The organism is Kitasatospora sp. NPDC034023 (assembly GCF_055575795.1).
The window spans coordinates 85,941-98,084 of sequence record NZ_JBVIRY010000021.1; the positions used below are offsets into that span (position 1 = coordinate 85,941).

Sequence of the window (12,144 nt, forward strand, 5' to 3'; positions counted from 1 at the left end):
AATTCGAAAAAGCGTGCAGTTGACCTTGGTGCCATTTCCGGATGGGATATGAATTTCCATTCCGAAGGGCCCCATTGCCATGCCTGTGCTCACACGGCTCGTCCTGCCGCACGCCGCTCCCCGTGTGACCACCGCCCGCCCCGCGGACGACGAGGACGTGGTGTTCGGGCTGCTGCGCGCCCGCTGGCACGGCCGCGGCCTGGAGCTCACCGGATTCGCCCGCCCCCAGGGACTGGACACCGGCCGCCCCGGCTCCGCCTGGACCTGGCTGACCCTGCGCCACGAGGACCAGGCCGAGCCCCCGCTGCACCTGCGCTCCACGCCCCGCAGGCTGCCCGAGATCACCGACGACAGCGCCCAGCCCGAGTACAACCACGACTGGTCCGGCTTCACCGTGCTGCTGGTGCCCGGCCGGCTGCGCCGCGAGGGCCGGTGGCTGCTCGGCGACTGGCAGATCGACACCACCCTCTTCACCCGCCCCCGCGCCGCCCGGGTGCGCCGCCAGTACGGCGCCCTCGCCCCGCACTGGTGCGGCTCCGGCGAATACCCGCCGGCCCGCTGGGTGGACCGCGACGTCCGCCTCCAGCCGTACTTCGAGGACGGCCGGCTACGGCTGCGGCTGGAGCGCCCGGCCGTACGGATCACCCGGGCCGCCCGCACCGCCGTCGACCTCGACCTGGGCGGCATCGCCGACTCCTGCCCCTCCGGCACCGTGCTGCGGCTGCGCCACCGGCAGAGCGACGCGGTGATCGAGCAGCCGCTCACCCGCGGCGGGAACACCTTCACCACCCGCCTGCCGTACCGGCCGTTCACCGCCGCAGGGCGCGGCAGCGGCGAACCGGAGCACTGGGACGCCGAACTGCTGCGGCCCGACGGCGGCACCGAGCAGCTCTGCCTCGACGAACGCGGCGGCCCGGTGGCCGGCCAGCACCCGCTGCCCGACGCCCCCGGCCGCGTGCTCTACCTCAAGCACCTCGCCGACGGGCGCCTCCAGGTCTGCGTCCAGCCCGCGGTCGGCCTGGTCGACCGGATCGCGGTACGGGCCGACGGCTTCGAACTGTGCGGCCACTGCCCGGACCCGGCCGCGGACCGGCTGGAACTGGTGCTGCGGCACTCCGGCACCGCGAGCGAGGTCCGCACCCCGGTCGAGACCGGCCCGGACGGCCGCTTCCTGGCCCGGGTGCCCGCCACCCGCACCGGCTCGGACGGCGCCGCGCTGCCGCTGCGCAAGGGCATCTGGGAGGCCGCGCTGGAGCCCGCCGACGGCTCCGGGCCGGGCCGCCCGCTGCTCGCCGCCCCCGCCGCGCTGCCCGCCGTCCCCGCCGCCACCACGGCCGGCGGCAAGCGGATCCTGCTGCAGCGCCGCTGGCACGACACCCTCCTGGTGGACTCCACCCCGGTGCTCGGCGCCGCCGAGCGCAGCGCCTGGACGCAGCACCGCCAGCGCGCCGAGCACTACCCGGCCGCCCGGCGCGAACCGCTGCGCGAGGCCGTGCTGTACGACGTGTTCGGCGGCCGCGGCTACGCCGACTCCCCGCGCGCGGTGCACGCCGAACTCGTGCGCCGCAGCACGCCGTTGGAGCACCTGTGGGTGGTCGACGACGCACAGGCCGAGGTGCCGGCCGGAATCACGCCGGTGCGGATCTGGAGCCCGGAGTGGTACCGGGCGCTGGCCACCTGCCGCTACCTGGTCGGCAACACGCACTTCCCGGACTTCCTGGAGCGCCGCCCCGGCCAGGTCGTCGTGCAGACCTGGCACGGCTCGCTGCTGAAGCGGATCGCCCACGACGTCGAGAACCCCTGGCTGGCCGACCACGGCTACCTGGAGGCACTCGACCGGGAGACCCCGCAGTGGAGCCTGCTGCTCTCCCCCAGCCCGTTCGCCACCCCGATCCTGCGGCGTGCCTTCCGCTACCGGGGCGAGGTGCTGGAGTCCGGCTACCCGCGCAACGACATGCTCGCCCGCCCGGACGGGCGGATCGCCGCGGCCGTCCGCCGCCGGCTCGGCGTCCCCGACGGCAAGCGGATCGTGCTGTACGCGCCGACCTGGCGCGAGGACCAGCGGCGCGGCGACGGCGACGGCTTCCGGCTCGACCTGCGGCTGGACCTCGACCACGCCCGGCGGCTGCTCGGCAAGGACCACGTGCTGCTGGTCCGCCCGCACACGCACGTGCGCGAACCCCTCCCGGGCGCGGGCGACGGCTTCCGGTACGACTGCGGGGACTACCCCGACCCGCAGGAACTGCTGCTGGTCGCGGACGTCCTGGTGACCGACTACTCGTCGATCATGTTCGACTTCGCGATCACCGGCCGCCCGATCTACTTCTTCACCTACGACCTGGAGCACTACCGCGACACCCTGCGCGGCTTCTACTTCGACTTCGAGTCGAACGCCCCGGGCCCGCTGGTGGCGACCTCCGCCGAACTGCTCGGCGCGCTGCGCGAACTCGCCGACAGCGGCGCCGGGTTACCGCCCGGCTGCGTCGAGCGCTACCGGCGCTTCCAGGCCGAGCACTGCGCGCTGGACGACGGCGGCGCGGCCCGCCGGGTGGTCGACCGGATGCTCGCACCGCGGCCGGCCGGGGGATAGCCCGGCGCCGGTCGTGGACCCCGACCCAGGAGGTCGGTCGTGGACCCCGGCCCAGGAGGTCGGTCGTGGACCCCGACCCAGGAGGTCGGTCGTGGACCCCGACTCAGGAGAAGGAGTAGCTCCGCCAGGGCCGCCAGACCTCGTCCGCGTCGAACCGGGAGAGGCCGAAGCCCGGCACCGGGAACGACGCCCGGAAGCCGCGCGCCTGCTCGTACGCCCGGTCCAGCACCTCGTCCGGCAGGCCGTGGGCGACCGTCACGTGCGGGTGGTACGGGAAGGCCAGCTCGCGGGCCAGTGGGCCGGAGCGGATGTCCGCCTCCAGCAGCCGGCACTCCTGCGCGCCCTCTTCGACCCGGACGTACACCACCGGGGAGACCGGGCGGAAGGTCCCGCCGCCGCGCAGCAGCATCCGGAACGGCCGGTGCGCGGCCGCCACCGCCGCCAGGTGCTCCTCGATCTTCGGCAGCAGTTCGGCCGGCACCTCGGTCGGCGGCAGCAGGGTGACGTGCGTCGGTATCGACCGGGCCAGCGGATCGCCGTGCCCGGCCCGGGCGTCCTGGATCGCCACGCCGTACGGATCCGGGACGCTCACGGACACGCCGATGGTGACGACCTCCCCGCCCTGGGCCGAAGAGCGCGCCGGATCCGGGCGCTCGGCGGCGAAGGGCGGGTCACGGTCGTCACCACCGGGCAGGCGTGTGACGGGAGTCACCGCTTGGCGGCCGGGAGGAAGCCGATCCGGTCGTACACCGTCTCCAGCGTCACCGACGCCACCTCGCGGGCCTTCTCGGCACCGATCGCCAGCACCCGGTCCAGCTCGGCCGGGTCGTCCAGGAAGGTGCGGGTGCGCTCCTGGAAGGGGGTGACCCACTCGGTGAACAGCTCGGCCAGCTCGGTCTTCAGGGCGCCGTACATCTTGCCCTCGAAGTGCGCGACCAGCTGGTCGACCGACTGGCCGCTGAGCGCGGAGTGGATGCGCAGCAGGTTGGAGACGCCCGGCTTCTCCTCCTCGTCGTAGGACACGACGGTGCCGGTGTCGGTGACGGCGCTCTTGATCTTCTTGGCGCTGGCCTTCGGGTCGTCCAGCAGGCCCACCAGGCCCTTGGGCGAGGAGGCTGACTTGCTCATCTTGACGGCCGGGTCCTGGAGGTCCTGGATCTTCGCCGTCTCCTTGAGGATGTACGGCTTCGGCACGGTGAAGGTCGGGCTGTAGCGGGTGTTGAAGCGCTCGGCGATGTCGCGGGTGATCTCGACGTGCTGGCGCTGGTCCTCGCCGACCGGGACGGCGTCCGCCTGGTAGAGCAGGATGTCCGCGATCTGGAGGATCGGGTAGGTGAACAGGCCGACCGTGGTGCTCTCGGAGCCGTACCGGGAGGACTTGTCCTTGAACTGGGTCATCCGCGAGGCCTCGCCGAAGCCGGTGAGGCAGTTCATCACCCAGGCGAGCTGCGCGTGTTCGGGCACGTGCGACTGGACGAAGAGCGTGCAGTGGTCCGGGTCCAGGCCCGCGCCGAGCAGCTGGGCGGCGGAGACCCGGGTGTTCTCGCGCAGCGTCGCCGGGTCCTGCGGCACCGTGATCGCGTGCAGGTCGACGACCATGTAGAAGGCGTCGTTGTCCTTCTGCAGGTCGACCCACTGGCGCACCGCGCCGAGGTAGTTGCCGAGGTGGAACGAGCCGGAGGTGGGCTGGATGCCGGAGAGTACCCGGGGACGGCCCTTGACCGGACCGGTGACCGCTGCGTTGACCATGCGGGCCATTGTTCCAGTTCCACCGGTCGCTCAGGAAACGTCCGCCCCTGGAGGTTCCACCAGTGTGACGGCACTCACCCTCACCCGGGCGATCCGCCGGCCCTCGACCTTGGCCACCGTCAGCAGCACCCCGCCGCCGCCCTCCAGCGGGATGCGCACGTGGTCGCCGTCCCGGGGCAGCCGGCCGAGCGAGGCGACCAGGCAGCCGGCCACCGTCTCGTACGGGCCCTCGGGCAGGGTGACGCCGGTCTCCTCGGCGAAGTCGCCGAGGTTGAGCAGGCCGTCCAGCTCCATGCCGCCGCCGGCCAGCCGACGGGTGGGGGCGGACTCCGGCCGGTCGTACTCGTCCCGGATCTCGCCGATGACCTCCTCGACCAGGTCCTCCAGGGTGACGATCCCCGCGGTGCCGCCGTACTCGTCCACCACGATGGCCAGGTGGTGGCCCTCGCGGCGCATCTCCCCCATCGCCTCCAGCACCCGCTTGGTGCCGGGCAGCAGCTTGACCGGGCGGGCCAGGTCGCGGACCTTGGCTGCCTGTTCGCCGCGGGCGCCGTACAGATCGCGGACGTGCACGAAGCCGACCACCGCGTCGGCGCTGCCCTCGACCACCGGGTAGCGCGAGTGCGGCGAGGTGTCGGCCTGGTGCCGTACGGCGGCCAGCGGGCGCTCGGCATCCAGGAAGGTCACCTCGGTGCGCGGGACCATCACCTCGCGCAGCTGGCGCTCCCCGGCGGAGAACACGTCGGCGATCAACGCCCGCTCGTCGCTGCCGAGTTCGGTGTTGGCGGCGACCAGGCCGCGCAGTTCCTCGGAGCTCATCGAGCCGCGCCCGGCCGCCGGGTCGCCGCCGAGCAGGCGGACCATCAGATTGGTGGAGTGGCCGAGCAGCCAGATCACCGGGCGCAGCACGACCGACATCACGTCCACCACCGGGGCGGCGATGACCGCGATGGACTCGGCGCGCTGCAGGCCGATCCGCTTGGGGGTCAGCTCGCCGAGCACCAGTGACGCGTAGCTGATCACCAGGGTGAGGCTGACCAGGGCGATCGCGTCGGCCACGCCCTCGGTCAGGCCCGCCCGGACGAACAGCGGGGCGACCTTGCCCGCCAGGGTGTCCGCGCCGAAGGCGGCGGACAGGAAGCCCATGCAGGTCACCCCGACCTGGACGGCGGCCAGGAAGCGGTTGGGGTCGGCGGCCAGGTGCGCGGCCCGGGCCGAGCGCCGGGTGCCAAGCGCCTCCAGCGTCCGGATCTGGCCCTCGCGCAGCGAGATCAGCGAGATCTCGGCGACGTTGAACAGCCCGCCCAGCAGGATGAAGACGAGGACGAGCGCGGCGTCCCCGAGGGTTTCGTTCACAGCGGGCCAGTGTAGGGCGGCCGGTGCGCGGAGGCGGGCCTCCGAGGCCGGACACGGCGGCGGCCCGCCGCCCCGGGGAGGGGTGACGGGCCGCCGGAGTGCTCAGCGGGCTCAGATGAGGCCCAGCTCCTGCACCGCGTCGCGCTCCTCGGTCAGCTCCTTGACCGAGGCGTCGATGCGGCCGCGCGAGAAGTCGGAGATCTCCAGGCCCTGGACGATCTCGAACTTGCCGTCCTTGGTGGTGACCGGGAAGGAGGAGATCAGGCCGGCCGGGACGCCGTAGGAGCCGTCGGAGACGACGCCCATGGAGGTCCAGTCGCCCTCGGCGGTGCCGTTGACCCAGGTGTACACGTGGTCGATCGCGGCGTTGGCGGCCGAGGCGGCCGAGGAGGCGCCGCGGGCCTCGATGATGGCGGCGCCGCGCTTGGCGACGGTCGGGATGAAGTCGTTCTCCAGCCAGGCCTGGTCGCTGCCGACGGCCTCGAAGGCCGGCTTGCCGGCGACCTCGGCCTGGAAGATGTCCGGGTACTGGGTCGCGGAGTGGTTGCCCCAGATGGTGACGCGCTTGATGTCGGAGACCAGGGCGCCGGTCTTGGCGGACAGCTGGCCGACGGCGCGGTTGTGGTCCAGGCGGGTCATCGCGGTGAAGCGCTCGGCCGGGACGTCCGGGGCGTTGCGCTGGGCGATCAGGGCGTTGGTGTTGGCCGGGTTGCCGACGACCAGGACCTTGATGTCGTCCGCGGCGTGGGCGTTGATCGCCTTGCCCTGCGGGCCGAAGATGCCGCCGTTGGCCTGCAGCAGGTCGCCGCGCTCCATGCCGGCGGTGCGCGGACGGGCGCCGACCAGCAGCGCGACGTTGGCGCCGTCGAAGGCCACCTCAGGCTTGTCGGTGATCTCGATGTCGCGCAGCAGCGGGAAGGCGCAGTCGACGAGCTCCATGGCGGTGCCCTCGGCGGCCTTGAGGCCCTGCGGGATCTCGAGGAGGCGCAGGTTCACCGGCACGTCGGCACCGAGCAGGTGGCCCGAGGCGATGCGGAAGAGCAGCGCGTAGCCGATCTGGCCGGCCGCTCCGGTGATGGTGACGTTGACGGGGGTGCGAGTCATTTCTACCTTCTCCAGCAAATCGCCAGGTGCCCCAGGCACACCGGCGCACTGGAGCCGAGGATGGTCTCTCGACATCGAGAGACCGGCGTCAGGTTATCGCAAGGGAAGCGTACGCCGCGTGCGCGGGCGTGGCTGATGCGTCACAGAAGCACCGCGGCCCCCGCCCGGCTCCCGAAGGACGGGGAGCCGGGCGGGGGCCGTTCGATCGGCGCGCGGGCCGGTCAGTGCCTGGGCCGGCCCATCAGCTTGCCGATGTTGTCGAGCAGCGGGATCTGCAGCCACGGGTTCGGCTGCGCGACCAGGGTCAGCAGCACGATCGAGGCGCCCAGGAAGGTCAGCACGATCACGTCGGTGAAGCGGCTGCGCACCGCCAGCATCCCGACCTCGGGCAGCACCAGGCGCAGCACCGCGCCGAGCAGCACGCCGCCGCCGAGGATCAGCAGCCCGTACTTGAAGCCGTCCTTGAAGTCGGCGAACCAGGTGACCGCGAGGCCCGCGCCGACCACCAGCAGGACCAGCGTTATCGGCCACTGCCGGACCGGCAGGGCGTGGTCGCCCCCGAGGGCGGCGGACGAGCCCTCGGGCGGCAGGATGCCGGTGGTCTTGACCGGCCTGCGCCGGGACCGCGCCGGTCGCGGTTCAGTCATGCTCGCCGTCCCTCGGGTGTCAGATGCCGGCGCGGCGCTCGGCCGCCTCGACGATGTTGTTGAGCAGCATCGCGCGGGTCATCGGGCCCACGCCGCCGGGGTTCGGGGAGATCCAGCCGGCCACCTCGGCCACACCCGGGTGGACGTCGCCGACGATCTTGCCCTCGCTGCGGCTGACGCCCACGTCCAGCACCGCCGCGCCCGGCTTGACGTCCTCCGGCTTGACCAGGTGCGGCACGCCGGCGGCGGCCACGATGATGTCGGCCTTGCGCAGGTGGGCGCTCAGGTCCCGGGTGCCGGTGTGGCACAGGGTCACCGTGGCGTTCTCGGAACGGCGGGTCAGCAGCAGGCCGATCGAGCGGCCGACGGTGATGCCGCGGCCGACCACGACCACCTCGGCGCCGTTGATCTCGACGTCGTGGCGGCGCAGCAGCTCGACGATGCCCAGCGGAGTGCAGGGCAGCGGGCCGTCGATGCCCAGGGCGAGCCGGCCGAGCGAGGTCGGGTGCAGGCCGTCGGCGTCCTTGTCCGGGTCCATCAGCTCCAGGACCGGGTTCTGGTCCAGGCCCTTGGGCAGCGGCAGCTGGACGATGTAGCCGGTGCAGGTCGGGTCGGCGTTCAGCTCGCGGACGACGTTCTCGACGTCCTCCTGGCTGGCGGTGGCGGGCAGCTCGCGCTGGATCGAGGCGATGCCGACCTCGGCACAGTCCTTGTGCTTCCCGTTCACGTACCAGCGGCTGCCCGGGTCGTCGCCGACCAGGACGGTGCCGAGGCCGGGCGTGACGCCCTTCGCCTTGAGGGCCGCCACGCGGGCGGCGAGTTCGGACTTGATCGCGGCGGCGGTGGCCTTGCCATCGAGAATCTGGGCAGTCATGACCCCATTCTCCCGGATCGCGGCAGGTCGCCGTACCACGGCCGGCCACGTCCCGCGGTCGGACCCGCGGTCGGACCCGCGGGCGGGTGCACGGCGCGTCCTCGAGCGGGTCCGCGGGTGGGTCTCGCGGCGGGTCCGGTCCGGGTGACCGGACGGGCACGAAGGTCCGCCGCACGTTGCGGTTGCGCCACATTCTTGACCCGGCCCGTGGAACCGGCTGGACAGGGCGCTGCCGTCCGGATCACGATAAGCGGGCATTCCCGCCGCGCCCCGGCCCGGTGACGGGCCGACGGGTCCCGCGGCGGGGCGTACCCGGGGGAAAGAGCAAGTGAGCCGACCACAGCAGACCGAGCAGCCCGGCCGTCGCGGCGCCGTCCCGCCCGCGCTGTGCCCGTCGAGGGCTCCACTGATCCGGCGCTCACCGCGCTGCTGAGCCGACGGCGCCCGTCACCGCCGCCGGGCTGTCACCCTGCTCCGCTACTGTCCCACCTGGTCGGCGACCCGACTCACCGACCGGCACCGGGCGTCCGCCGTCCCGTCCCCGTCCCCGCAACTGCCCGGAGGCATCCATGAGTTATCCGCCCGACCCGAACAACCCGTACGGCCAGCCGCCGGCCGCCCCGGGCTACGGCTACCCGCAGCAGGCGCCCCCGGCGCCGCCCGCCGCGTACGGCTACCCGCAGCAGGCCCCGGCCTACGGCTACGCACCGGCCGCGCCGGCGTCGATGCCGGGCCTGGTGATGACCGCGCGGGTGCTGCTGTTCATCGTGGGCGGTGTGCAGGCGATCCTGACGATCATCTACCTGGTCATCGGAGCTGCCGCCAAGGACGCCACCAACACCATCAAGCACACGACGACCAGCGACAACCCGTTCACCGCGATGGGCGACGCCGCCGCCAGCGTCATCATCGTCGTCGCGGTCCTGTTCGGGCTCTTCGCCGCGCTCTCCATCACGCTCGGCGCCAAGTTCGGCAAGGGCGGCAACACCGTCCGGATCACCACCATCGTGTACGGCTCGCTCGGGGGCCTGGTCGGCCTGCTGATCCTGCTGGGCGCCATCTCCGCCGGCACCGCCGTGGGCCTGGTGATGGCCTTCCTGTGGCTGGCGATCAGCATCATCTGGATCACCGCCATGTGCGTCCGGGACGGCGTCAACTGGTTCAACCGGCCGAGGTACTGACCGGTCCGACCGGTATGACAGAGCGGCCCGGCCCCTCCTCGGAGGGGTCGGGCCGCTCTGTCATAGCGTCACGCCGGCTCTGTGGCCGGCGACCGGCTCGGTCCGGCTCGGTCCGGAATCAGTGGAAGAAGTGCCGCGCGCCGGTGAAGTACATGGTCACGCCGGCCTCGGCGGCCGCCGCGATGACCTCCTCGTCACGGATCGAACCGCCGGGCTGGACGATGGCCTTGACGCCGGCCGCGATCAGGATCGCCGGGCCGTCCGCGAACGGGAAGAAGGCGTCCGAGGCCGCGAACGCGCCCTTGGCCCGCTCGCCGGCCCGCTCGACCGCGAGCTTGCAGGAGTCGACCCGGTTGACCTGGCCCATGCCGACGCCGACCGAGGCGCCGTCCTTGGCCAGCAGGATCGCGTTGGACTTGACGGCCCGGCAGGCTCGCCAGGCGAAGGCCAGTTCGGCCAGCTCGGCGGCGGAGAGCGCCTCGCCGGTGGCGAGCGTCCAGTTCGCCGGGTCGTCGCCCTCGGCGTGCACCCGGTCGGCGTCCTGCAGCAGCACGCCACCGGAGATCGGGCGGACCTCCTGGCGGTTGGCCGGGGCCCCGGGGGCGACCAGCACCCGCAGGTTCTTCTTGCGGGTCAGCACCTCCACGGCGCCGTCCTCGTAGCCGGGGGCCACGACGACCTCGGTGAAGATCGGGGCGATCTGCTCGGCCAGCTCGACGGTGACCGGGCGGTTGACCGCGATCACGCCGCCGTACGCGGAGACCGGGTCGCACTCGTGCGCCTTGCGGTGCGCCTCGGCGACGTCGGAGCCGGTCGCGATGCCGCACGGGTTGGCGTGCTTGATGATCGCCACGGCCGGCTCGGCGTGGTCGTAGGCGGCGCGGCGGGCGGCGTCGGTGTCGACGTAGTTGTTGTACGACATCTCCTTGCCGTGCAGCTGCTGCGCGCCGGCCAGGCCGCCGGTGCCGTCGCTGTACAGCGCGGCGCCCTGGTGCGGGTTCTCGCCGTAGCGCAGCACGTTCTGCCGCTCCCAGGTCGAGCCCAGGAACTCGGGGAAACGCTCGTCGCTGGGCGCGTAGCCGGCCTCGAACCAGGAGGCGACGGCCACGTCGTAGGCGGCGGTGTGGGCGAACGCGGCACCGGCCAGGCGCTTGCGGGTGGCCAGGTCGAAGCCGCCCCCCTGGGCGGCCTTCAGCACGTCGCCGTAGCGGGCCGGGTCGACCACGACGGCCACCGACGGGTGGTTCTTCGCGGCGGCGCGGACCATGCTCGGACCGCCGATGTCGATCTGCTCGACGCACTCGTCCGGGGTGGCGCCCGAGGCGACGGTGGCCTTGAACGGGTAGAGGTTCACCACGACCAGGTCGAAGGGCTCGACGCCCAGCTCGGCCAGCTGCGCGCGGTGCGACTCCAGCCGCAGGTCGGCCAGCACGCCGGCGTGCACGCGGGGGTGCAGCGTCTTCACGCGCCCGTCCAGGCACTCCGGGAAACCGGTCAGCTCGGAGACCTCGGTCACCGGGACACCGGCGGCGGCGATCCGGCCGGCGGTGGAACCGGTGGAGACGATGGCGACCCCGGCGGCGTGCAGGCCCTGGGCCAGCTCCTCCAGACCGGTCTTGTCGTACACGCTGATCAGCGCGCGACGGATCGGACGGATGTTCTCCGAAACGGGGGGCGTGGTGGAGCTGGCACTCATGCCGGAATCCATACCTTTCGGTCCTCGATGCGGTGGCCCTCGCGGGCCAGCCGGCCCACGACGTCGACGAGCAGCTTGCGCTCGACTGTCTTGATGCGCTCGTGCAGCGCGTCGCCGCCATCGGCGTGGTCGGCGTCGACGACCTCGACGACGCCCTGCGCGATGATCGGCCCGGTGTCCACACCGGCGTCGACCAGGTGGACGGTGCAGCCGGTGACCTTCACGCCGTACGCGAGCGCGTCGGTGACGCCGTGGGCGCCGGGGAAGGACGGCAGCAGTGCGGGGTGGGTGTTGACGATCCGCCCGGCGAAGGCCGTGACGAACTCGGGGCCGAGGATCTTCATGAAGCCGGCCGTGACCACCACGTCAGGCTCGTACTCGGCGACGGAGGCGGTCAGCGCCCGGTCCCAGGCGGCGCGGTCGGAGAAGTCCTTCACCCGGTGGACGAAGGTCGGCAGGCCCGCCTTCGCGGCACGCTCCAGGCCGACGATCCCGTCCCGGTCCGCGCCGACGGCCAGGATCTCGGCGCCGTACGCCGGGTCCGCGACCGCGTCGATCAGCGCCTGCAGATTGGTTCCGGAGCCGGAGACCAGCACCACCAGACGGGCCGGTCCGGGCGTACGGGGAGGGAAGTGCTGGGCGGGGGCGGCGGCCACTGCGCGATTCTCCGTAGGTCGGGCGCCGTGCGCTGGTACGTCCACCGGTGGTGGGGCCACTACGAACGGCAGGTCGAGCGAGGGGGAACACCAGGAAAACCCGCCGCGACGCGGGCCCCGGGAACCGATGTGAGCTGCTGACCGTCACCACGATAACGGCTGGTCGGACGGCCTCCGAACCCTCCCGGCGGCGCTACGCGCGTAGTTGAGACGGGGATCTCCCCGGGCCTGTCGAAGACACGGCCGGGGGCCCGCCGCACCGGAGTCCCGCCCCGTCCGGACGGCCCCGAC

The 12,144-nt window shown here is 72.9% G+C and carries 10 protein-coding genes; 2 read left to right on the forward strand and 8 right to left on the reverse strand.

The genetic code is table 11. The annotated features are described in order from the left end of the window. Nucleotides 1–79 precede the first annotated feature (79 nt). Complete coding sequence (locus tag ACZ52R_RS26190; protein WP_465754255.1) at nucleotides 80–2,590, forward strand: CDP-glycerol glycerophosphotransferase family protein; 2,511 nt, start codon at nucleotides 80–82, stop codon at nucleotides 2,588–2,590. Between the two features lie 103 nt (nucleotides 2,591–2,693). Here ACZ52R_RS26190 and ACZ52R_RS26195 read toward each other — a convergent pair whose 3' ends face one another. The 6 genes from ACZ52R_RS26195 to ACZ52R_RS26220 form a co-directional block, all read right to left on the reverse strand. Continuing rightward, nucleotides 2,694–3,182 (reverse strand): 2'-5' RNA ligase family protein, encoded by a 489-nt coding sequence (locus ACZ52R_RS26195; RefSeq protein WP_465616260.1) that lies wholly within the window; start codon nucleotides 3,180–3,182, stop codon nucleotides 2,694–2,696. A gap of 116 nt (nucleotides 3,183–3,298) precedes the next feature. Beyond that, a complete protein-coding gene (trpS, locus tag ACZ52R_RS26200; RefSeq protein ID WP_360495196.1) occupies nucleotides 3,299–4,339 on the reverse strand; it encodes a tryptophan--tRNA ligase in 1,041 nt (346 codons plus the stop codon). A 30-nt stretch (nucleotides 4,340–4,369) separates the two neighbouring features. Next, nucleotides 4,370–5,695, reverse strand: a complete 1,326-nt coding sequence (locus tag ACZ52R_RS26205; protein WP_360495193.1) for a hemolysin family protein — start codon at nucleotides 5,693–5,695, stop codon at nucleotides 4,370–4,372. Nucleotides 5,696–5,806: 111 nt separating this feature from the next. Beyond that, nucleotides 5,807–6,799, reverse strand: a complete 993-nt coding sequence (locus ACZ52R_RS26210) for a malate dehydrogenase (RefSeq protein WP_360495190.1) — start codon at nucleotides 6,797–6,799, stop codon at nucleotides 5,807–5,809. A 221-nt stretch (nucleotides 6,800–7,020) separates the two neighbouring features. Further along, on the reverse strand, nucleotides 7,021–7,446 hold the full coding sequence (locus ACZ52R_RS26215) for a DUF3017 domain-containing protein (protein ID WP_360495187.1): 426 nt from the start codon (nucleotides 7,444–7,446) through the stop codon (nucleotides 7,021–7,023). Between the two features lie 19 nt (nucleotides 7,447–7,465). Continuing rightward, complete coding sequence (locus ACZ52R_RS26220) at nucleotides 7,466–8,320, reverse strand: bifunctional methylenetetrahydrofolate dehydrogenase/methenyltetrahydrofolate cyclohydrolase (protein WP_360254771.1); 855 nt, start codon at nucleotides 8,318–8,320, stop codon at nucleotides 7,466–7,468. A gap of 569 nt (nucleotides 8,321–8,889) precedes the next feature. Here ACZ52R_RS26220 and ACZ52R_RS26225 point away from each other — a divergent pair. Further along, a complete protein-coding gene (locus ACZ52R_RS26225) occupies nucleotides 8,890–9,501 on the forward strand; it encodes a hypothetical protein (RefSeq protein WP_360495181.1) in 612 nt (203 codons plus the stop codon). A gap of 118 nt (nucleotides 9,502–9,619) precedes the next feature. Here ACZ52R_RS26225 and purH read toward each other — a convergent pair whose 3' ends face one another. Together purH and purN are read right to left on the reverse strand one after the other, a co-directional pair. Continuing rightward, complete coding sequence (gene purH / locus ACZ52R_RS26230) at nucleotides 9,620–11,197, reverse strand: bifunctional phosphoribosylaminoimidazolecarboxamide formyltransferase/IMP cyclohydrolase (protein WP_465754256.1); 1,578 nt, start codon at nucleotides 11,195–11,197, stop codon at nucleotides 9,620–9,622. Then, a complete protein-coding gene (gene purN / locus ACZ52R_RS26235) occupies nucleotides 11,194–11,853 on the reverse strand; it encodes a phosphoribosylglycinamide formyltransferase (RefSeq protein ID WP_360495175.1) in 660 nt (219 codons plus the stop codon). The genes purH and purN overlap by 4 nt, the downstream gene beginning before the upstream one ends. Nucleotides 11,854–12,144 lie beyond the last annotated feature (291 nt).